Source organism: Paenibacillus konkukensis, assembly GCF_023523925.1.
In the GTDB taxonomy this organism is placed as follows: Bacteria; Bacillota; Bacilli; order Paenibacillales; family NBRC-103111; genus Paenibacillus_S; species Paenibacillus_S doosanensis.
This window is the reverse complement of sequence record NZ_CP027059.1, coordinates 4,288,854-4,308,563: the sequence shown is the minus strand read 5'-3', so window position 1 is coordinate 4,308,563 and position 19,710 is coordinate 4,288,854. Positions and strand designations below refer to the sequence as shown.

General features: G+C 54.6%; 21 protein-coding genes and 2 riboswitches. Of the genes, 18 read left to right on the top strand and 3 right to left on the bottom strand.

Going from position 1 to position 19,710, the window contains the following annotated elements; translation table 11 throughout:
• Nucleotides 1-197 precede the first annotated feature (197 nt).
• Nucleotides 198-578, bottom strand: coding sequence for a thiol-disulfide oxidoreductase DCC family protein (locus tag SK3146_RS18535; RefSeq protein ID WP_249860225.1), 381 nt, complete (start codon nucleotides 576-578; stop codon nucleotides 198-200).
• Between the two features lie 384 nt (nucleotides 579-962).
• A riboswitch (cyclic di-GMP riboswitch) is annotated at nucleotides 963-1,050 on the top strand.
• A 152-nt stretch (nucleotides 1,051-1,202) separates the two neighbouring features.
• Between SK3146_RS18535 and SK3146_RS18530 the strand changes: the two genes are divergently transcribed.
• The 5 genes from SK3146_RS18530 to spoIIR all read left to right on the top strand — a co-directional run bounded on the left by SK3146_RS18530 (nucleotide 1,203) and on the right by spoIIR (nucleotide 6,316).
• Nucleotides 1,203-1,667, top strand: a complete 465-nt coding sequence (locus tag SK3146_RS18530) for a PilZ domain-containing protein (protein WP_249860224.1) — start codon at nucleotides 1,203-1,205, stop codon at nucleotides 1,665-1,667.
• A gap of 250 nt (nucleotides 1,668-1,917) precedes the next feature.
• On the top strand, nucleotides 1,918-3,018 hold the full coding sequence (gene ychF / locus SK3146_RS18525) for a redox-regulated ATPase YchF (RefSeq protein ID WP_249860223.1): 1,101 nt from the start codon (nucleotides 1,918-1,920) through the stop codon (nucleotides 3,016-3,018).
• Nucleotides 3,019-3,060: 42 nt separating this feature from the next.
• Nucleotides 3,061-4,134: a peptide chain release factor 1 gene (gene prfA, locus SK3146_RS18520; RefSeq protein WP_249860222.1), complete on the top strand. Its 1,074-nt coding sequence runs from the start codon at nucleotides 3,061-3,063 to the stop codon at nucleotides 4,132-4,134.
• A gap of 4 nt (nucleotides 4,135-4,138) precedes the next feature.
• Nucleotides 4,139-5,164: a N5-glutamine methyltransferase family protein gene (locus tag SK3146_RS18515; protein WP_249860221.1), complete on the top strand. Its 1,026-nt coding sequence runs from the start codon at nucleotides 4,139-4,141 to the stop codon at nucleotides 5,162-5,164.
• A gap of 342 nt (nucleotides 5,165-5,506) precedes the next feature.
• Nucleotides 5,507-6,316 carry a stage II sporulation protein R gene (gene spoIIR / locus SK3146_RS18510; RefSeq protein ID WP_249860220.1) on the top strand — a complete coding sequence of 270 codons (810 nt, stop codon included), beginning with the start codon at nucleotides 5,507-5,509 and terminating at the stop codon, nucleotides 6,314-6,316.
• A 349-nt stretch (nucleotides 6,317-6,665) separates the two neighbouring features.
• Here the strand turns inward: spoIIR and SK3146_RS18505 are convergent, their stop codons facing one another.
• Nucleotides 6,666-7,910, bottom strand: a complete 1,245-nt coding sequence (locus SK3146_RS18505; RefSeq protein ID WP_249860219.1) for an IS110 family RNA-guided transposase — start codon at nucleotides 7,908-7,910, stop codon at nucleotides 6,666-6,668.
• A 410-nt stretch (nucleotides 7,911-8,320) separates the two neighbouring features.
• Between SK3146_RS18505 and SK3146_RS18500 the strand changes: the two genes are divergently transcribed.
• Nucleotides 8,321-9,409 carry an L-threonylcarbamoyladenylate synthase gene (locus SK3146_RS18500; protein WP_249860218.1) on the top strand — a complete coding sequence of 363 codons (1,089 nt, stop codon included), beginning with the start codon at nucleotides 8,321-8,323 and terminating at the stop codon, nucleotides 9,407-9,409.
• Between the two features lie 512 nt (nucleotides 9,410-9,921).
• Here the strand turns inward: SK3146_RS18500 and SK3146_RS18495 are convergent.
• On the bottom strand, nucleotides 9,922-10,344 hold the full coding sequence (locus SK3146_RS18495) for an NUDIX domain-containing protein (protein WP_249860217.1): 423 nt from the start codon (nucleotides 10,342-10,344) through the stop codon (nucleotides 9,922-9,924).
• A 146-nt stretch (nucleotides 10,345-10,490) separates the two neighbouring features.
• On the opposite strand from SK3146_RS18495, the gene SK3146_RS18490 reads away from it, so the two are divergent.
• From SK3146_RS18490 to atpE, 12 genes are all read left to right on the top strand, one after another.
• Complete coding sequence (locus SK3146_RS18490) at nucleotides 10,491-11,054, top strand: manganese efflux pump MntP (protein ID WP_249860216.1); 564 nt, start codon at nucleotides 10,491-10,493, stop codon at nucleotides 11,052-11,054.
• Between the two features lie 102 nt (nucleotides 11,055-11,156).
• On the top strand, nucleotides 11,157-11,735 hold the full coding sequence (locus SK3146_RS18485; protein WP_249860215.1) for a low molecular weight protein arginine phosphatase: 579 nt from the start codon (nucleotides 11,157-11,159) through the stop codon (nucleotides 11,733-11,735).
• A gap of 75 nt (nucleotides 11,736-11,810) precedes the next feature.
• Nucleotides 11,811-11,891, top strand: a riboswitch (ZMP/ZTP riboswitch).
• Between the two features lie 99 nt (nucleotides 11,892-11,990).
• Complete coding sequence (rpiB, locus tag SK3146_RS18480) at nucleotides 11,991-12,449, top strand: ribose 5-phosphate isomerase B (RefSeq protein WP_249860214.1); 459 nt, start codon at nucleotides 11,991-11,993, stop codon at nucleotides 12,447-12,449.
• 25 nt (nucleotides 12,450-12,474) lie between these two features.
• Nucleotides 12,475-13,104, top strand: coding sequence for a TIGR01440 family protein (locus SK3146_RS18475; RefSeq protein WP_434006800.1), 630 nt, complete (start codon nucleotides 12,475-12,477; stop codon nucleotides 13,102-13,104).
• A 110-nt stretch (nucleotides 13,105-13,214) separates the two neighbouring features.
• The gene (gene glyA / locus SK3146_RS18470) at nucleotides 13,215-14,462 is read left to right on the top strand and encodes a serine hydroxymethyltransferase (RefSeq protein WP_249860213.1); all 1,248 of its coding nucleotides are present in this window, start codon (nucleotides 13,215-13,217) and stop codon (nucleotides 14,460-14,462) included.
• A gap of 195 nt (nucleotides 14,463-14,657) precedes the next feature.
• Nucleotides 14,658-15,821 carry a tryptophan synthase subunit beta gene (trpB, locus tag SK3146_RS18465; protein ID WP_249860212.1) on the top strand — a complete coding sequence of 388 codons (1,164 nt, stop codon included), beginning with the start codon at nucleotides 14,658-14,660 and terminating at the stop codon, nucleotides 15,819-15,821.
• 189 nt (nucleotides 15,822-16,010) lie between these two features.
• Nucleotides 16,011-16,640 carry a uracil phosphoribosyltransferase gene (gene upp / locus SK3146_RS18460; RefSeq protein ID WP_249860211.1) on the top strand — a complete coding sequence of 210 codons (630 nt, stop codon included), beginning with the start codon at nucleotides 16,011-16,013 and terminating at the stop codon, nucleotides 16,638-16,640.
• Nucleotides 16,641-16,689: 49 nt separating this feature from the next.
• Complete coding sequence (gene wecB, locus SK3146_RS18455; RefSeq protein WP_249860210.1) at nucleotides 16,690-17,832, top strand: non-hydrolyzing UDP-N-acetylglucosamine 2-epimerase; 1,143 nt, start codon at nucleotides 16,690-16,692, stop codon at nucleotides 17,830-17,832.
• Nucleotides 17,833-18,005: 173 nt separating this feature from the next.
• Nucleotides 18,006-18,239: an AtpZ/AtpI family protein gene (locus SK3146_RS18450; RefSeq protein WP_249860209.1), complete on the top strand. Its 234-nt coding sequence runs from the start codon at nucleotides 18,006-18,008 to the stop codon at nucleotides 18,237-18,239.
• Nucleotides 18,232-18,615, top strand: coding sequence for an ATP synthase subunit I (locus tag SK3146_RS18445; RefSeq protein ID WP_249860208.1), 384 nt, complete (start codon nucleotides 18,232-18,234; stop codon nucleotides 18,613-18,615). The genes SK3146_RS18450 and SK3146_RS18445 overlap by 8 nt, the downstream gene beginning before the upstream one ends.
• Nucleotides 18,616-18,649: 34 nt before the next feature.
• Nucleotides 18,650-19,417 (top strand): F0F1 ATP synthase subunit A, encoded by a 768-nt coding sequence (gene atpB / locus SK3146_RS18440; protein WP_249860207.1) that lies wholly within the window; start codon nucleotides 18,650-18,652, stop codon nucleotides 19,415-19,417.
• Nucleotides 19,418-19,491: 74 nt separating this feature from the next.
• On the top strand, nucleotides 19,492-19,710 hold the full coding sequence (atpE, locus tag SK3146_RS18435; RefSeq protein ID WP_144847632.1) for a F0F1 ATP synthase subunit C: 219 nt from the start codon (nucleotides 19,492-19,494) through the stop codon (nucleotides 19,708-19,710).

The window sequence follows — 19,710 nt, the reverse complement described above, 5'->3', positions numbered from 1 at the left end:
GGCACCTCTTTTCTACGTTTTACTTATCCACAAAGCCCGCCAAACGAACAAATATTCGATTTGTTAACATGCTGTGGATAACATTGTGGATAACTTCAATATTGTTCACATTCCTCTGTAGAAACTGGGGATATCGCCTGCAATTCCCTTGAAATTTGGTAAAGGTCGTCTCTGTGCCAGAGAGAATAAAGGAATATTCAGCCGATAAATTTGCGCCGGATTTCTTCCGTCGGAACGATACAGCTCTGCTCTCGTCCGGCTATAAGGTAACGGTGTTTGGCGACCCAGCGGTATAGGGCGTCGCGAAGCCGGGACGGGATGAAACTGAAGACTCCGAGCAGCGCCCAGCCGCCGCCCAATCGACGGCATATGCGTAGTACGGCGGAAGAGTGCGTGTAGACGTCTTCGCCGTCAAGCAATACGACGGAGTCCATATCCGCTGCGGAAAGCGCCGCTGAAGGCAGCAGAGAACGAGCCGCTTCGGATTGGAGCGGGGCAAAGCGGAAGCGATCGGCCCGGTCGTGCCGGATGAGAAATTTCACCCATCCGCTGCAAAAGCGGCATTCTCCATCGAACAAAACGATAAGGCGACCTTGCGTGAGGCTTTCCGCTGACGGGCGGATTCGGTTCGTATCCATACGATTCACCTTTTCTGTCATATAGCAATAGTTTTGGGAAGACAAACTGGCTTAGAAGCGGTAGCGTTCGCCTTTGTCCTTGGACTTCAACCTATTAGCGGATTGCGGGTTATCGATTTAAGAAATCAGAGGCGGTGCCCGGCAAGAATCGTCTCGTACCCCAAATGCGTTCTGATCTTATTATACCTGTATGTGTAGAATTCGTTAATCCTAATCGCAGGCAGTTGCCTGAATCAAGGCTGCCCTTGTATAATAAAAGGAATAGGTCTATGTTCCTAATGAGCTGTAGATGCATCGCACTAGAAGCAAATACTGATGTAGTCTGTTCGTCCATAGCAAACCTGCCGAAAGGCAGGGACGCAAAGCTACAGGGTCTAAGGTCCGTTGGGACTATGACAGCCTGGCCGCCGAATAAGGAAGGTATTATAAAGAATGCCCGGTGGTTGAAGGCGGTTTTCCGGAGACGGAGGAGGACGGTCTTTATTTGGGCTGCGATCAGGCTCGCGGACAAGCGCAATGGCGCTGCATCAAACCGATATCATGTGAGCGAAAGGGGGATCTGTCATGTCATTAAAGCCGGCAGCAGCCAAAGCGGGCTACGATTACACCGGAGAGAAGTACAAAAGCCCTGCCGGCATTTTGCTGCACAGCCGGACGGCGGTGGACGAGAACGGTCTTATCCACGCCGTGATCGGAACGGGAAGGCAGCAGCGGCGGGAGCTTGATCCTAAGTTGGCCATCCATCTGATGAATATTAGCGTCAGCGGCATCGGTTTTACCGTGCGGGAAGAGCTGGGGCTTGGAAATGCCGGGCAGATCGAAGTGGAACTGGAGCTTGGATTCGATTTGATCGGAAAGGCGGAGATCGTAAGGCAGGAGATGCTGGGGGAACGCCATTATTACGGCGCCCAATTTATCGACCTAAGCGGGGATAAATCGACTTCTTTGCGGGCGTACATCCTGCGAAAGCAAGTGGAAGCCTACTTCAGCCGCAAGCATGAGAACGCGGAGAAAAGATTGTTTAAATAAATGCTTCAGTCGTATGAAAAGCAGCCGATCCGCCGCCCGAGCGGGTCGGCTGTTTGTTGCATAGGAAAATGCGGACGGAATCAGCCTCGAAGCATCATGTCGCTTTTTCGGAGGAGGGGGTTCGTCTTCTGTTCGTCGCTTGCCAAATAAAATATGGAAAAGCGGCACAAAGGTGACAGAGACCCCATTTTTGCGATATAATAAATATTTAGGGATATTGAATAACGTTAACTAAGGAGTTGTCCTATACATGGCTTTAAAAGCGGGGATTGTGGGCCTGCCGAACGTTGGCAAATCCACTTTGTTTAATGCGATTACGCAAGCGGGCGCAGAGTCGGCGAATTACCCTTTTTGTACGATAGATCCGAATGTCGGTGTGGTAGAGGTTCCCGATGAGCGTCTTGTCAAGCTTACCGAGATCGTCGTTCCCAAGAATGTTGTGCCTACGGCGTTTGAATTCGTAGACATTGCGGGCTTGGTCAAAGGCGCAAGCCGCGGAGAAGGATTGGGCAACAAGTTTCTGGCCCATATCCGTGAAGTGGATGCGATCGTTCATGTGGTCAGATGCTTTCAGGATGAAAATATTACCCATGTCTCCGGGACGGTAAACCCGATCAGCGATATTGAAACGATCAATCTGGAGCTGATTCTGGCCGATGTGGAGTCGGTGGAGAAGCGCATTGACCGTTCCCGCAAAAACATGAAGGGCGGCGACAAAAAATACGCGGCCGAGGTGGAATGTCTGGAGCGGATCAAAGAGGCGCTGTACAACGACAAACCGGCGCGCAGCGTGGAGCTGAGCGACGAGGAGAAGCTGCTGATCCGCGATCTGCACTTGCTGACGATGAAGCCGATGCTGTATGCGGCCAATGTGAGCGAGGAGGAAGTGGCCGCGGCGGACGATAATCCGTTCGTGCAGCAGGTGCGCGAGTACGCAGCCAAGGAAGGCGCGGAAGTCGTGCCAATTAGCGCCAAGGTGGAATCGGAAATCGCCGAGCTGGAGGGCGAAGACAAGGCGATGTTCCTTGAGGAGCTCGGTCTTCAGGAATCGGGCTTGAACCGTCTGATCAAGGCCGCTTACAAGCTGCTCGGTTTGTATACGTATTTTACGGCCGGCGTGCAAGAAGTGCGCGCATGGACGATTCGCAGAGGAACCAAAGCGCCGCAAGCGGCCGGCGTCATTCACACCGACTTCGAGCGCGGGTTTATCCGTGCGGAGGTCGTCAGCTACGACGAGCTGGTGGCTGCCGGATCGATGAATGCGGCCAAGGAGAAGGGGCAGCTTCGGCTGGAAGGAAAAGAATACGTGGTGCAGGACGGAGATGTTATGCACTTCCGTTTTAACGTCTAAACTATATAATAACGGATATACAGGCATAAGGGGTGAATCAACATGTTGGACAGACTGCAATCGCTGGCGGACCGGTACGAGAAATTAAGCGAGCTGTTATGCGATCCGGACGTAACTAGCGATACGAAGAAGCTGCGGGAGTATTCCAAAGAGCAGTCCGATTTGCAGGAAGCTTATGAAGCTTACACGGAATATAAAAGCGTCGTTGAGCAGTATGATGCTGCGCGGGTCATGCAAAACGAGAAGCTGGACGATGAAATGCGCGAGCTTGTCAAAATGGAGCTGGAAGAGTTGACCCAGCGCAAGGAGGAGCTTGAGGAGCGCATTAAAATTTTGATGCTTCCCAAAGACCCTAACGACGATAAGAACGTCATTGTGGAGATTCGCGGCGCGGCGGGCGGAGACGAGGCGGCGTTGTTCGCATCGGACTTGTACCGGATGTACACGAAATACGCGGATATGCAGGGCTGGCGTACCGAGATTATGGATGTCAGCATGAACGATCTGGGCGGATTTAAAGAAATTATTTTTATGGTGAACGGCAAAGGGGCTTACAGCAAGCTGAAATTCGAGAGCGGCGCTCACCGGGTGCAGCGCATTCCGACGACCGAGTCGGGCGGACGCATTCATACGTCGACCTCAACGGTGGCTGTGCTGCCGGAGATGGAGGATATCGATATTGAAATTAACGATAACGATATTCGCGTCGATACGTTCTGCTCCAGCGGCGCCGGCGGACAGTCCGTCAATACGACGAAATCGGCCGTTCGCGTAACCCACGTTCCTACCGGAATCGTGGCGACATGCCAGGACGGGAAATCGCAGAACTCGAATAAAGAAAAGGCGCTGCAGGTGCTGCGCGCCCGGATTTTCGACAAGCTCCAGCAGGAAGAGATGTCCAAGTACGCCGGCGAGCGGAAAAGCAAAGTCGGTACGGGGGATCGCAGCGAACGGATTCGGACGTACAACTTCCCGCAAAGTCGTGTGACGGATCATCGGATCGGGCTTACGCTGCATCGTTTGGATGCCGTGCTGAACGGAGATATGGAAGAGATCGTGTCCGCGCTGACGATTGCCACGCAATCGGAGCTTATGGATAAAGGAGAACAAGCATAAACAGATGACCGTCGAACGGAAGCCTACTATTCGTGAAGCCTATGTGGAGGCTTCTTCTTTTTTACAGGGACATCGCGTGAATGAAGCGGCCAGCTGCGCGGAGCTGCTGCTGCAGCATCTGTGCGGGTGGAGCCGCAGCGAGCTGCTGCTGCGTTGGCAGGAATTGTTCCCCGTGGAACGGCTTGAGGAATGGCGCCGGCTGTTGGAACGCAAGGCTGCTGGGGAGCCCGTGCAGTATATTATCGGGGAGCAGGAGTTTTACGGGCTTCCCTTTACGGTGAATCCGGCCGTGCTGATTCCGCGGCCGGAGACGGAGCTGCTTGTCGAGCAGGTTGTGCTGCTCGGCAGGAAGCTGTGGTCCGACGGATCGGCGAGACATAAGAGGAATGATGTAGGGGCCGATCATGCAGAACGGGCGGCAGATCGGAAGCCGGATATGCGGCAGGCCGAAGGGGAACTGCGGCTGCAGCGGAGAGAGCCGCCGCTGGTGGCCGACATCGGCGCGGGGAGCGGGGCAATCGCCGTCACCTTGGCCGTACAATGTCCGGAGTGGCGCCTTATGAGCTCGGACATTTCGCCGGCCGCTCTGGCGATTGCCCGGGATAACGCCCGGCGCAACGGGGTTGAAGGGCGGGTCGCGTTCTTGGAGGGCGACCTGCTGAAGCCTTACATCGAGCAGGGGTTGCGCCTCGATGCGGTCGTGTCCAATCCGCCGTACATTCCGGAGGCGGATGAGGAGGGGCTGCAGCCGGAGGTACGGCTGTACGAGCCGCCTTCCGCGCTCTACGGCGGGAAGGACGGGCTGGAGCTGTACCGCCGTCTGATCGCGCAGCTGGCAGAGCTTGCGGCGATGCCTTCGCTCGTCGGCCTGGAGGTCGGCATGGGGCAGGCTTCCGCTGTGGCGCAAATGCTGTCCGCTGCGGCGAAATGGGATGAAGTCCAGATCATACCGGATTTGGCCGGAATCGACCGGCATGTGATTGCCGTTCGATATAACGAGCCTGAGATGCAGACAGGCTCGGTCGAGTGATTCATAAAGGATGCGATAGACGCGCGATCTGCGGCCGATCGGGGAGGCCGTTCGCTGCCGCAACCTGCCGGCTGTAGGCTCTCGGGCCGCTTTGTCATCGCGTATCTGGGAGTCTGTCCGATGAACGACGTAGAAGGTATATATGTAAAACGACAGTGATCATGCAGCGTTAGCGGCAAAAAAGGCAGTCAGTATTCTTCGCTATGCACAAAAGCAACTCCGTCGGACAGACTCCTAGCATCCTATCGATTTCGTATCCCAAAAAGATAGATTGCTAGGTTTAAACCCTCTTCAATCGGTTCATACTAATACTATGATACCGATTCGAGAGGGGTAATAATCATGGTGAAGCGGACTTCCAGACTGCGTTATTTTTATATCGTTTTTGCACTTATTCTATTAATCTCTTGTTGGGAAGCTCAGCGCAATAACGCTGTGGTCTATGCTTCGAATATGAACGGCGGGGCGGGGGAAGATCAGAAGGGTCTGATCCCTCAGGAATCGATTCGTCTGCGCATTCTGGCCAACTCTGATTCCCCCTCCGATCAATGGGTCAAACGCGAGGTTCGCGATGCGATCGTGGAGCAAATGAAGCAGTGGGTGACCGGTCCTCAAACCATTGACGAAGCGAGACAAACCGTTCGCGCCCATTTGCCGGAGCTCAGCGAGCTTGTCGGCGCCACGCTCAAGAAAAACGGTTTCTCCTACTCGTATCAAGTGGAGCTGGGCATCGTGCCGTTCCCGACCAAAATGTACGGCAACGAGGTGTATCCTGCCGGTGATTATGAGGCGCTTCGCGTATCGATCGGAAAAGCCGAAGGACAAAATTGGTGGTGTGTGCTGTTCCCGCCGCTGTGCTTCGTCGACTCGGAAGTGATCGCGAAGAAAGAAGACGAAGTTCATGCGCAAGCGGTTCCAGCCGATTCCTCCGTTAAAGAAAAAGAAGCATCGGCAGATCCAAGCGGCAAGACTGCAAGCGAAGTGAAGACGGCTGCGGTCAAGGAGTCTAAGGCCCATGCGTCTTCCGAATCGCAGGCTAAAGCGGCCGGGGGCCAATCGGTAGTTGCGGCGGTCGACGCCGAGCCGGTTCAACCGGAAATTCACTTCTTTCTGTGGGATTTATTGAAAAAGCTCGGCTCCCTGTTCGCTTGAACGATGATGAAACGGCGGCTGCGGAGCGAGAGACGCTGGAAAGCGGAAAATGCCGGGATGCGCGTAATTGCGCGTCCCATTCATAGATACGGCTTCTCGATGGATATGGTTTCCCGCCGGAGCGAATCGGCTTTGGAGCCTCCGGAGGAGCCCTCGGAAATAGGAAGATAATTGCGATAAGTCCAGCGGTATGATGTCAAGTCCCCGAATCGGTGGAATTGGAAATTTTCTTGGCTGTAACAGCTGGGAGTGCCGAAAAAAGGACAGCTCAAACTAAACCCAGCGAAAAATCGAGATAATATCCAGATTTTAACTGGGAATTATGCCAGGGACTTTAGCAAAGGAGGCGTTAATCCTTCGCAGGCGTCACCTTCTTCCGTGGCGTATAGAGTTGGCCGTTGCGTAGCAGCACATCGACCAGACGCACAAGCTTTCTTGCGGTTAAGACGAGGGCGCGTTTATGTTGGTGCTTGGGCACTTCCTTGTATTTCTTCCGGTAGTACTCGCCGAATTCTTCATCGCGGTTCTTTACCGAGTTGGCAGCTTCAACGAGGTAATAGCGAAGGAATCGGTTGCCGGATTTAATCCGTTTGGTGTCTTCGGCTTCAAAGGCGCCAGACTGGCTCTTGCGCCAGGTGAGGCCAGCATACTTGGCGACAGCGGCTTGGTCGCTAAAGCGCTCGATGTCACCGATCTCGGCAAGGATGCCAGCGGCATAGACGCGATCAATGCCGGGAACAGAACGCAGGCACAGGGAGCCAGGGATCGTCTCGAGAATTTGCTCAATCGCCTTGTCCAAATCCTTGAGCTGAGCCTGGATGCTCCGGATTGCTTGAATGGATGTACCCAGCACAAGATCAATGGAATCCTCGACGACTTTGGACAGCCGGTAAGAGGCTCTGGCCGCTTTCTGAATGCAGCGCGCGACGTTCTCGGGATCCGGGAAGCGATTGCGCCCCTTGTCCCGCAAGTAGTCGGCCAGATCGCCGACATCCATCGTCGCGATGTCGTCCAGACTGTACTTTTCGGAGAGCATCTCAAGGATGGCATGGCCGAACACCGAGCTCTCGACTTCGGTCGTGAAGGCATTGCACTTGTAGAACAGGTTTTGCAAGAAGTACTGTTTCTCGCGCGTCAGGTTATGGATCAAGTGAAACCGCATGCGCGTTAAACGCTGGAGCGCAACATACTGCTCCTGCATGACAATGGTGGTTGTCAGCCGCCCGAAGCGCAGACGGTCCGCAATCACCCAGGCATCAAGCCGGTCGGTTTTATTCAGGTCGGGATAGGTTTCTCGGAACTTGCTGACCAACTTTGGATTCATGGTAAAGACCTTGGTATGGCGCTCCTGGAGTGTAGGGTCACTATGCAGGTACATGGCGGGATGCCAGCTGTAGACCGAGGTCGATTCAAGCCCAATGTGAATCTCGGAGACCGCGTGCTTGTCCGCTAAGGCAACGATGCGATCTCGCAGATGAGCAGCCCCCTCCAGATTGTTTTTCACTGTGAGGGTCTCGAGCTTATCCCCGTCTGTGTTCATGAAACACGTTTCCAGTTCTTTCGAACTGACGTCAATACCGACAAAAAGCGTCAAATGGAATTTCCTCCTTTCGATGAGGGATGCAGGGAATAGACTCTCCGGGATGCCTCCGGCGCACGCGCAGATCAATCACCCTCGCCTATAAGAACACGCTTCGGTCCATGAGCTGCCCTGGCTTGCTAGGCCAGGCATGGGGTGCCGAAGGGAACGGCCAGCGGGTCAGAAGCTCAGACACGTACCGGAGAAACAGACTTAGAAATGTAGACGTGCTACAGGAGGAGAAAGAATTTCCCCGATAGATCCCTATGATCTATTGTCCAGAGGCATGCGGGAAAGTCCAGTCCCTTTTGCAATTTTCAAGGTGCGATTTACTGGAAATCGAAAAGTTTGCGGCCAGTTCCCATGGGAACTGGAAATCGGCTTAAAACTTGGTTCTAGAAATACTATACGAGGATGGAATGAGGATGACGACGTACTGGAAAGTTGCAGCAGCGGATGGTCCGCGGCCGGAATGGCTTCAGGAAGCGGCCCAAGTGCTTCAGGAAGGCGGGACGGTCGCCTTTCCGACCGAAACCGTCTACGGGCTGGGAGCCGATGCGAGGCAAACCGCAGCCGTTGAACAAATCTTTGCGGCCAAAGGCAGGCCGTCCGATAACCCGCTGATCGTGCATATCGCCGACCGGTCTCAGCTGGAGAAGCTTGCGGCTTCTCCGGACGAGGCCGTTTCGCGTTTGCTCGACGCGTTCTGGCCCGGCCCCTTGACCGTCGTGCTGCCGGTCAAGCCCGGCGTTCTCTCCCCGCTGGTGACCGCGGGGCTGTCAACGGTCGGGGTGCGCATGCCCGACCACCCGGTCGCGCTGCGGCTGATCGCCGCCGCAGGCTGCCCTGTCGCCGCGCCGAGCGCGAACCGCTCGGGCAGGCCCAGCCCAACACAGGCGTCGCATGTGTTGGAGGATCTCGGCGGCCGCATCGGCGGCATCGTCGACGGGGGACCGACCGGCGTCGGTCTGGAGTCGACGGTGGTGGAGTACGTGCCCGCAGCGCCTGAAGGCGAAGCCGGGGCGAGGGCTGGGGTACTCCACATCCTGCGGCCGGGTGGCGTTACCGCGGCGCAGCTGCGCGCCGCGCTGCCCGGCGTTACGGTGCGCGAGACGGCGCACCGGGAGGATGCCGCCGCGGCGCCGCGCGCGCCGGGGATGAAATACACGCACTACGCGCCGCGCGGCGTGATGACTCTCGTTCAGGGCGATGCGCCTGAACGGGTGCTCGCTCGCATCCAGCGCGAGCTCGATGCCGCCCGCGCGCGCGGGGAGCGTACCGGCGTCCTCACCTACCGTGAGCACGCCGGCGCTCTGCGCGCGGATCATGTGGTCGCCTGCGGCAGCCTCGGCGACCTGGAATCGGTGGCGCACGGCCTGTACGCCGCGCTGCGTGAGTTTGATGAAGTCGGCGCGGACTTCATTATGGCCGAAGCTTGCCCCGAGGAAGGTATCGGGGCCGCGATCATGAACCGGATGCGCAAAGCTGCCGGAGATACGGTCATCCGCGTGTGAGGGAATTTATTTATTTTAATCTCTTAACTTGCTATCGTTAATCTTGCCATATAAGCAGGCGCAGCGATGGTTCTGCCGCGCATACGCTCCTGTTATGGAACATCTTCGGCCGCATCGCTTTGGCGCTGCGGTCCGAAGATGTTTTTTTCGTTGTTCAGGAAATGATGCGCAGCCATTTCCTGTGGAAATCCGGGTGCTGCCCCGAAAGTAAAGTCTACCCATAGAACGATCCCAGCGGGATGGTTAGACGCCGATCCAGCCTAGGCTGGATGCGGACGGAATAAGCTTCAGTGTATCACGTCACTACCCTGGAAATTACTCTTGGTACCCCATTTCCATTGTCTGTGGTGCCGCGTCGGCGGCATGGATGGCTTTTGGGGGATTTGTTCCTGCAATCATACGAGACGAGGTTACTATTGTTTCATTTCACCTTGCTGCACTCGCGCTGGCTTCTGTCCTCCCGCAGATGCGGATATTTTCCGACGAAGCGGGAGATGCTTGTTGTCATAATGCTAATAAGGTCCGGAAGACAGCTGCGCGCATCTCTCCAGGGCAGGCTTTGTAAAGCAGGCGATCGGTTCCGGGAGGTCATTCAACGGAAACCAGCCTATGCCGCCGATAGCTTCCGGCTCCAAGTTACGGGCCGTGCCTTGGACGCCTTCGGCCTTGTAGATAATAGAGATCCAATGCTCGCCGTTATCCGGCCTTATCGTTTCGGCTGTGCACAGCATCGCGACGCGCTTCAGATCAAGACCGACTTCTTCGTTTACTTCGCGGAGGACGGCCTGCTCCAACGATTCATACAGCTCCAGCTTGCCTCCGGGGATGCTCCATGTTCCGGCTTCGGGATGTTTTTTGCGCAAAACCAGCAGCACCTGCCGCTCGGGATTTAGTATGACCGCGCCGACGCCGATGCGGGGGGATGAGATGCTCATAATCGGATTCCTCCTGCGATAAATGGGATGTAAGACTCATTCCGGCATTATATCACAGCATCCCGATGCCCGGCTGGGCGCCCGAAGGCATGTTTCCCTACTCGTCCGCATATGTTGATTAGGAACGGGACAGGGGGTAAGGGGATATGGATTGGGCAACGCCGCTAATGCTGGGGCAATTCATTGCAATATTCATTATGGCTGTCGCCCTCGGGCTGGACGCGCTGTCGCTGGGCATAGGGATTGGCATGAAGGGCATACGGAAGCTGGATATTTTGAAGCTTAGCGTAGTGATCGCTTTGTTCCATATGCTCATGCCCCTGCTGGGGATGTTTATGGGGAGCTATGTCAGCTCGCTGCTCGGCGGCATAGCTACCAAGGCCGGCGGAGCCCTGCTCCTGCTGCTTGGCGTACATATGGTATACAGCTCCCTAAAGGGAGAAGAGACGAGGTCGATCGATCACCGGACGCTATGGGGGATTACGCTGTTTGCGCTTAGCGTCAGCATCGATTCGTTCTCCGTCGGCGTATCGCTCGGCATGTTCGCCGGCGATATGGCGCTCACCGTGGTGATGTTCGGTACGGTCGGAGGGATGATGTCTATAATCGGCCTGCTGCTCGGCAGCAAAATGGGACGCTGGATAGGCGAATATGGGGAAGCCATGGGAGGCGTTATCCTGCTGGCTTTCGGCCTGCATTTTTTACTATAAGCTTGGCTTTGCCAAAAATGGATGATCTCGCTGCCCCTATTTGCAGCGTTTTAAGGTACAATGATGTTAATGTACAATTTGAGAAAAAGGCAGGGAATCCCCATGAATCGAATCTTATTCGTTTGCACAGGCAACACCTGCCGCAGTCCGATGGCCGAAGGGATTCTTAGGAGGATGCTGGAGGAGCACGATTTGCGGCATATTGAAGTTCGCTCGGCCGGGGTTGCGGCATTCGACGGGTCGCCCGTGTCCAATCACGCCGCCTCGGTTTTAAAAGAAAAAGGCTTTGACGACAGCATCACCTCCAACGCTTTGACGAAGCCGCTAATGGAATGGGCCGATGTGATTTTGACGATGACTTCCGGCCATAAACAGCATGCGATCGGAAAATATCCGGAGCATATGGACAAAATTTTTACGCTGAAGGAGTTCGTCGAGGACGACCCGGGAGCGGCCGAGCGCATTGCCGAAATGGAGCGGCTGATTGCCGATCTTCAGGTTAAGCGCGCTTTGTCCCAGCAAGTTACGGACGAGGAGCGGGCGCGGATTTTAACGCTGGAACGCAAGCTGCCCGACTATGATATCGCCGACCCGTTCGGAGGCCCGTTATCGCTGTACCGCGAGTGCGCCGCCGAAATTGAAGGGGCGCTTGTCAAGCTGATTGCGAAGCTTAAAAATTAAACGCGCAGGTTCGCGCTTAGAGCCGTTTTAGGCTTTACAGGAAACGTCATTTCCGTTATGATAAGGGTACATGAACAGACCCGGTGTAACTGGCGACGAGTGGGAGTAACCACAGTGGAGCATCGGGGTATACGGCCGGTCGCCTGGGCAAAGAGCATCGTCGTGCTGATATCAGCACGCAGTATGCTCTTTTTTCGTGTTTCAGCCATATTTCGGGTATAATGAAGCTAACTATGGTTAGGAGGCTAAAGACACATGAAAATTGCAATGGGAGCAGACCACGCGGGAGTTCGTTTGAAGGATGAATTGATTGGGTTTATCGAATCGCTCGGGCATCAGGTCACCGATCTGGGCTGTAATTGTTCGGATTCCGTCGATTATCCGGATTATGCGATTGCGGTATGCGATCAAGTCGTTGCCGGCCAAGCGGACAAAGGGATTCTGATCTGCGGAACGGGGATCGGCATGACGATCGCCGCGAACAAGGTGCCGGGCATTCGCTGTGCGCTGGTTCACGACTTATTCTCCGCTAAAGCGACGCGAGAGCACAACGATACGAATGTGCTTGCGATGGGCGAGAGAGTGATCGGGCCGGGAGTCGCGCAGGAGATTGTGAAAATCTGGCTCGAAACCGAATTTTCGCAAGGGGAACGCCATCAAAACCGGATCAATAAAGTCAAAGCATTGGAAGACAAGTACGCGATTCATCCTTAAGCGGGCAGCTTGACAGGAAGAGGCGATGATCTTGAACAACAGCGAACATTCCGGTCTTGACGTATCAACCGTTTCCGACGCACTGGATTTTGGCGCGATTCGCGCTCCGATGGAACAAGCGCTTCGCGAGCTGGTCCGGGCGGGCGGCATTCAGCCGGGGCAAATTGTCGTGTTCGGGACAAGCACGAGCGAGGTGCTCGGCAAGCACATCGGCACATCCGGAACGGAGCGGGTTGCCGAGCAGTTGTTTGCCGCAATAGAGACGGTGCGTGCCGAATCCGGCTTTTACCCCGCGTTTCAATGCTGCGAGCATCTGAACCGCGCGCTGGTCGTGGAGCGGGCAGCAATGCGGGAGTATCGGCTAGAGCAGGTTGCGGTCGTACCGGTGCCCCGCGCCGGCGGTTCTATGGCCTCCTACGCTTTCAAGCATCTGAAGGACGCCTTAGTCGTGGAGACGATCGAAGCCCATGCCGGTATCGATATCGGCGGCACGCTGATCGGCATGCATCTGAAGCGGGTGGCGGTCCCTCTTAGACCGTCCATACGGATGATCGGTCAAGCGTATGTGCAGATGGCCTATACGCGTCCTAAGCTGATTGGCGGCGCTCGGGCCGTCTATACGGCGGAACCGGACGGCGAGGGGACGTGCTCCTGACCGCTTGCCGGCCGCCGGAGGAACGAATCGGTTTATAACATAAAAGGCAATACCTGCATGAACAGGATTCATTTTAAATCTATCTCATGATCATAAAGGAGGATTTATCCGTGGAACAATTACGCAAACAAGACCCGAAAATCGTCGAGGCTATGAATCTTGAAATTGGCCGCCAGCGCGATAAAATCGAACTGATCGCTTCCGAAAACTTTGTCAGCGAAGCCGTTATGCAAGCTATGGGCACCGTCCTGACGAACAAATATGCCGAAGGTTATCCGGGCAGACGCTACTACGGCGGCTGCGAATACGTCGACATCGTCGAAGAGATCGCACGCGACCGCGCTAAAGAATTGTTCGGCGCAGAACATGCGAACGTGCAGCCTCACTCCGGCGCGCAAGCGAACATGGCGGTTTATTTGGCTGCGCTGCAGCCCGGAGATACCGTGCTCGGCATGAACCTGGCGCACGGCGGCCATTTGACGCACGGCAGCCCGGTCAACGCTTCCGGTCTCTTGTACAACTTCGTCGCTTACGGCGTCAGAGAATCCGATTCCCGGATCGATTATGACGAAGTCCGCAAAGCGGCGTTCAAGCATAAGCCCCGCATGATCGTTGCCGGAGCGAGCGCTTATCCGCGTATGATCGACTTCGAAGCATTGGGCCAGATCGCTAACGATGTCGGCGCTCTCTTGATGGTCGATATGGCGCACATCGCCGGCCTTGTAGCGGCAGGCTTGCACCAGAATCCGGTTCCTTACGCTCATTTCGTCACGACGACGACGCACAAGACGCTGCGCGGTCCTCGCGGCGGTATGATCCTGTGCCGCAAGCCATGGGCGGCGGCTATCGATAAAGCGGTATTCCCGGGCACGCAAGGCGGACCGCTGATGCATACGATCGCGGCCAAAGCCGTATCGTTCGGCGAAGCGCTGCAGCCTGAATTCAAAACGTATGCGCAAAACGTCGTCAACAACGCCAAAACGCTGGCCGAGTCGTTGATCGCCGAAGGCGTCGATCTCGTATCCGGCGGTACCGACAACCACTTGATGCTGATCGACCTGCGCAATTTGAACATCAGCGGTAAAGACGCCGAGCATCTGCTTGACGAAGTGGGCGTTACGGTCAACAAAAACGCGATCCCGTTCGATCCGGCGAAGCCGATGATCACAAGCGGTATCCGCGTGGGCACTCCGGCCGCTACATCCCGCGGCATGGATCAAGAAGCGATGAAGACGATCGCCAAAATTATCGCTTTGACTTTGAAAAATCCTGCCGATGCGGCAGTGCATGACAAAGCGCGCGGCATGGTTAAAGACTTGACCGCTCAATTCCCGCTGTATCCCGGACTTTCTTACTAACATTTAGCCTTGCACAGAGCCGGCGCCGCCGTTTGGTGGCCGTCGGCTCTTTTTGTTGTCGCGGTCGACGCAAGCGGGTGCATTTCCGCGAAAAAAAACAGCTTGTCGGGCAACCCGGTGCTTGTCCAACCCGGAGGCGGTCTAGTACAATGAATACCAGGACTTTACTTTCGTTTTGGAGGAGGAAGGCAACGGATGGATTCGGTACAAACCGCAGGTTACTTTGGGGAATTTGGGGGCAGTTTTATTCCTCCCGAGCTTCAAGAAGTGATGGATTATTTGACGGAGCAGTTCGAGAAATATAAGAACGATCCGGAGTTTGTTCAGGAGTTTCAATACTACTTGAGAGAATACGTCGGCCGGGAAAATCCGCTTACGTATGCCCAGCATTTGACGGAGAAGCTCGGCGGCGCGAAAATTTATTTAAAGCGCGAAGATTTGAACCATACCGGCTCACATAAAATTAACAATGTGCTGGGACAAATTCTGCTTGCCAAGCGGATGGGCGCGAAGCGCATCATCGCGGAAACGGGAGCGGGCCAGCACGGGGTCGCTACGGCGACGGTATGCGCGATGTTCGATATGGATTGCACGATTTATATGGGTGCCGAGGACACGCGCCGCCAGGCTTTGAACGTATTTCGCATGGAGCTGCTGGGAGCGAAGGTGGTTGCCGTAGATAAAGGCCAAGGCAGACTGAAGGATGCGGTGGACGAGGCGCTGGGGGATCTGGTGCAAAACTACCGGAACACCTTCTATTTGCTAGGATCGGCCGTAGGTCCCCATCCGTTCCCGACGATGGTCAAGCATTTTCAATCGGTCATCAGCGAGGAATCCAAACGTCAAATTATGGAGAAGGAAGGCCGGCTGCCGACCGCCGTACTGGCCTGCGCCGGCGGCGGAAGCAACGCGATCGGCTCGTTCGCCCACTACATCGATGAACCGTCGGTTCGTTTGATCGGTGTGGAACCGGACCAGGCGCCGACGTTATCGGAAGGCGTTCCGGGCATTCTGCACGGCTTCAAATGCCTCGTGCTGCTCGATGAGAACGGCGAGCCGCGCAAAACCTACTCGATTGCGGCCGGGCTGGATTATCCGGGCATCGGGCCGGAGCACAGCCATCTGAAGACAAGCGGGCGCGCGGAATATTACACGGTAACGAACGAGGAAGTGCTGAACGCCTTCCAAGTGCTGTCCAAAACCGAAGGCATCATTCCGGCGCTGGAGAGCGCCCATGCCGTAGCCTATGCATTGAAGCTCGCTCCCGAGCTGAGCCGCGACGATATTCTGATCGTTAATCTGTCCGGCCGGGGAGACAAGGATGTGGAACAAGTGTTCCATATGCTGCAGAACCAGTAAGACGTCAATCCATAAGCCCCCTTTCCGCGGCGGTATGCTGTGCATTCGGCCGTCGGAAGGAGGCTTTTTTGCCGCGCGGGGGGGCTATTAGGCAGTTCAACGAACGAGACGGCAAAAATGACAACTTGTTAGGATAACGACTTGCAATTGTGGTATAATAGACAAGATTTGGCGTAAAGGGGACTTACTATGGGAAAAGTATTTGTATGCGATCATCCGCTAATCCAGCATAAGCTGACTTATATCCGGGATGCGTCGACCACCACCAAAGATTTTCGAGAACTTGTCGATGAAGTGGCCACCCTGATGGCTTACGAGATTACCAGAGACATTCCTTTGCAGAAGGTGCAGGTTCAGACGCCTGTAGCCACCGCAGAGTGCCGCGTCATCTCCGGGCGGATGCTAGGGCTGATTCCCATTTTGCGCGCGGGGCTTGGCATGGTAGACGGTATTTTGAAGCTCGTACCGGCGGCCAAAGTCGGCCATATCGGTCTGTACCGCGATCCGGATACGCTCGAGCCGGTGGAGTATTATGCGAAGCTGCCTACCGACGTTCAGGAGAGAGAACTGATTGTGATCGATCCGATGCTGGCCACCGGAGGCTCGGCGAATGCGGCGATCACCGCGCTGAAGAACAGAAACTGCACGCAGATGAAGCTGATGTGCCTGATTGCGGCGCCGGAAGGCATCCAGGCCGTACAGAAAGCGCATCCGGATGTAGATATTTATGTGGCCGCCATCGACGATTATTTGGACGATCATGGGTACATTATCCCTGGGCTCGGCGATGCGGGCGACCGCTTGTTCGGAACGAAATAATATCGGAACGAAATCATTTAGGGGAACGAAACCTGAGGGGGAACCGGGCATGAGCAAGTTGAAAGTATTCACTATCTTCGGGACCAGACCCGAGGCGATCAAGATGGCTCCGCTCGTGCTGGAGCTGCAAAAGCATCCGGAACAGATCGAATCGCTCGTATGCGTGACGGCGCAGCACCGCGAGCTGCTCGATCAGGTGCTCGATACGTTCGGTATTAAGCCGGATTACGATCTGGACGTCATGAAAGACCGGCAGACGCTTAACGAGATCACGATTCGCGTACTGCAGGGGCTGGACCCCGTATTCCGCGAGGAAAAGCCGGATCTTGTGCTCGTGCACGGCGATACGCTGACGACCTTTTTGGCGAGCTATGCCGCCTTCATGCAGCAAATCAATGTCGGTCACGTAGAAGCGGGACTTCGCACATGGAACAAACTGTCGCCGTATCCGGAAGAGATGAACCGTCAGTTGACCGGCGTGCTGTCGGATCTTCATTTTGCTCCGACCGATCTGTCGGCGAGCAATTTGCGTAAGGAGAACAAGCCGGAGGCGTCCATCTTCATTACGGGCAATACCGTAACCGACGTATTCCAGTATACCGTGCGGGAAGATTTCCAGCATCCCGTGCTGGAGTGGGCGAAGGGCAAGCGTCTTATCCTGATGACCGCTCACCGCCGGGAAGCGCAGGGAGAGCCGCATCGGCAAATTTTCCGCGCCGTCCGCCGGATCGCCGACGAATTCGACGATATCGCGATCGTCTATCCGGTACACCCGAGCCCTGCCGTGAAGGAGCCGGCCCACGAGATGCTCGGAGACCATCCGCGCATTAAGCTGATTGATCCGTTAGACGTATTCGAGCTGCATAATCTGTATCCGCAAACCTACATGATTATGACCGATTCCGGCGGTCTTCAGGAAGAAGCCCCGTCCTTCGGCATCCCTGTGCTGGTACTGCGCGATACGACCGAGCGTCCCGAGGGAATCGATGCGGGCACGCTGGAGCTCGTAGGAACGAACGAAGAGAAGGTGTACGAGCGGGCCAAAGCGCTGCTCACCGACCGCGATTTGTATGAAAAAATGAGCCGGGCGGCGAATCCGTACGGGGACGGAAAAGCGTCGGAACGTATCGTTCAAGCCATCCTTTACCATTTCGGACGAGGCTCCGCAAGGCCTGAACCGTTTCAACCGTGACAATCTCATGACAAACGTTACAGCGTACAGTTACACTGTTTGGTTTGAAATCGCAAAAAACCTTGATACATCAAGGTTTTTGTGATTTTGATCACTGTTAGTTAACAAACTTCGGTAATTGACAAAAATGATACTGCTCCGATAAAATATACTAGGATTGATAAGGGTGGCTTATGAAAAACCAGCGATTTGATGATGATCCATGGCGCGCTGTAGCTTTAGTGAGTGCAATTGGTGCGGATTTAATCGTATGCATGTTGGCCGGTTACTGGATAGGCAATCTGCTCCGTGACTGGACCGGCGGCCAGTCGATCTGGTTGGTGGCCGGGATTATGTTTGGTTTTTTCGTAGGTGTTTTCAGTGTCATCCTCATACTTCGTAAGTACACAGGGGGCTCTAATGGATGATTTCTCTGCCCATCTGAAAACGGTTCAACGAATGACCATATTTTTTTTGTCCTTCTGCTTTATGGGATGGGCCGTTTTGCCTGCCTACCGCGTATACTTTGCCGGACTCATTCTCGGCACGGTCGTCAGCATGATCAACTCACGGTACTTGGCCTGGAAAATCGAGCAGTTGACCAAAGCGGTCGTGGAAAAATCGAACCGGAAAGTGAATTTGGGCTTCATTACCCGCGCTTCCGTTTCGCTGTTAGCCGTTTTAATGGCCTACAAGTATGAGCAGCAGGTTGCATTTTCGACAACGCTGGCAGGGTTATTTTTCGTACAGATGGCAACACTCCTATTGGGTATTATTTCTACTTTAAAGGCAAGGAAGAAGTAAAACATTATTTTGGGAAAGGGGTGAAACAAACTGCATGCATGAATTGCCCATTATTACATTAGGCGGTATCAGATTCGATTTGTCCGCGATCATCATGATCGTCGTAACCAGCTTGATCGTATTTATTTTGGCAAAAGTGGGCACCAGCCGCTTGTCCGTTGACAAACCGGGGAAAATGCAGAATTTTGTCGAGTGGATCGTTGAGTTCGTTCATGGATTGATTGCCAGCACAATGGATATGAAAAAAGGAAAGTCGTTCCTTATGCTCGGCATTACCTTGATCATGTTTATCTTCGTTGGCAATATGCTTGGTTTGCCGTTAGGGATTACAACGGAGGTAACTTCTCCGCTGCCGGGTCTTGGCATTACGGAGCAAGTGTTCAACGAGGCTCACGAGAAAGGTCAGCACCTTGCTATCGCTTGGTGGAAGTCGCCTACAGCTGACGTTGCCGTTACTATGGCTTTGGCTCTGATGGTTATCGTGATGTCCCATTACCTGGGTCTCACCCGCAACACGAAGCATTACCTGAAACACTATGTGGAACCGCATTGGGCGATGTTCCCGCTGAACGTGATCAAAGAGGTTTCCAAACTCTTGACGCTCGGCTTGCGGTTATTCGGTAACATTTATGCCGGCGAGGTTCTGATCGGCGTTATCTTGATGGCAGGACCGTTGGGAGTTATTCCGCTGATCGTATGGCAAGGGTTCTCCGTTTTCGTCGGTGCCATTCAGGCGTTCGTCTTTACCATTTTGACAATGGTATACTTGTCTCAGGCTATTGAGCACAAAGAAGATCACTAAATCAAACACAGTCTTTACTACAGGCTGATTGATCCAATAAAAAACATTTAACCATTTTGAGGAGGATTTTATCCATGGAATTTCTTGCAGCAGCAATTGCGATTGGTTTGGGTGCGCTTGGCGCAGGTATCGGTAACGGTTTGATCGTAGGTCGTGCAATCGAAGGTATTTCCCGTCAGCCAGAGCTTCGCGGTACGCTTCAAACGACAATGTTTATCGGGGTAGGTCTTGTCGAGGCATTGCCGGTTATCTCCCTCGTGTTTGCGTTACTGTTCACTTTCGTATTGAAATAG

Coding starts and splice junctions, on each gene's coding strand:
- SK3146_RS18530 (WP_249860224.1), top strand. CDS start 1,203: ATGTCATTAAAGCCGGCAGCAGCCAAAGCGGGCTACGATTACACCGGA.
- ychF (WP_249860223.1), top strand. CDS start 1,918: ATGGCTTTAAAAGCGGGGATTGTGGGCCTGCCGAACGTTGGCAAATCC.
- prfA (WP_249860222.1), top strand. CDS start 3,061: ATGTTGGACAGACTGCAATCGCTGGCGGACCGGTACGAGAAATTAAGC.
- SK3146_RS18515 (WP_249860221.1), top strand. CDS start 4,139: ATGACCGTCGAACGGAAGCCTACTATTCGTGAAGCCTATGTGGAGGCT.
- spoIIR (WP_249860220.1), top strand. CDS start 5,507: ATGGTGAAGCGGACTTCCAGACTGCGTTATTTTTATATCGTTTTTGCA.
- SK3146_RS18500 (WP_249860218.1), top strand. CDS start 8,321: ATGACGACGTACTGGAAAGTTGCAGCAGCGGATGGTCCGCGGCCGGAA.
- SK3146_RS18495 (WP_249860217.1), bottom strand. CDS start 10,344: ATGAGCATCTCATCCCCCCGCATCGGCGTCGGCGCGGTCATACTAAAT.
- SK3146_RS18490 (WP_249860216.1), top strand. CDS start 10,491: ATGGATTGGGCAACGCCGCTAATGCTGGGGCAATTCATTGCAATATTC.
- SK3146_RS18485 (WP_249860215.1), top strand. CDS start 11,157: ATGAATCGAATCTTATTCGTTTGCACAGGCAACACCTGCCGCAGTCCG.
- rpiB (WP_249860214.1), top strand. CDS start 11,991: ATGAAAATTGCAATGGGAGCAGACCACGCGGGAGTTCGTTTGAAGGAT.
- SK3146_RS18475 (WP_434006800.1), top strand. CDS start 12,475: ATGATCTTGAACAACAGCGAACATTCCGGTCTTGACGTATCAACCGTT.
- trpB (WP_249860212.1), top strand. CDS start 14,658: ATGGATTCGGTACAAACCGCAGGTTACTTTGGGGAATTTGGGGGCAGT.
- upp (WP_249860211.1), top strand. CDS start 16,011: ATGGGAAAAGTATTTGTATGCGATCATCCGCTAATCCAGCATAAGCTG.
- wecB (WP_249860210.1), top strand. CDS start 16,690: ATGAGCAAGTTGAAAGTATTCACTATCTTCGGGACCAGACCCGAGGCG.
- SK3146_RS18450 (WP_249860209.1), top strand. CDS start 18,006: ATGAAAAACCAGCGATTTGATGATGATCCATGGCGCGCTGTAGCTTTA.
- SK3146_RS18445 (WP_249860208.1), top strand. CDS start 18,232: ATGGATGATTTCTCTGCCCATCTGAAAACGGTTCAACGAATGACCATA.
- atpB (WP_249860207.1), top strand. CDS start 18,650: ATGCATGAATTGCCCATTATTACATTAGGCGGTATCAGATTCGATTTG.
- atpE (WP_144847632.1), top strand. CDS start 19,492: ATGGAATTTCTTGCAGCAGCAATTGCGATTGGTTTGGGTGCGCTTGGC.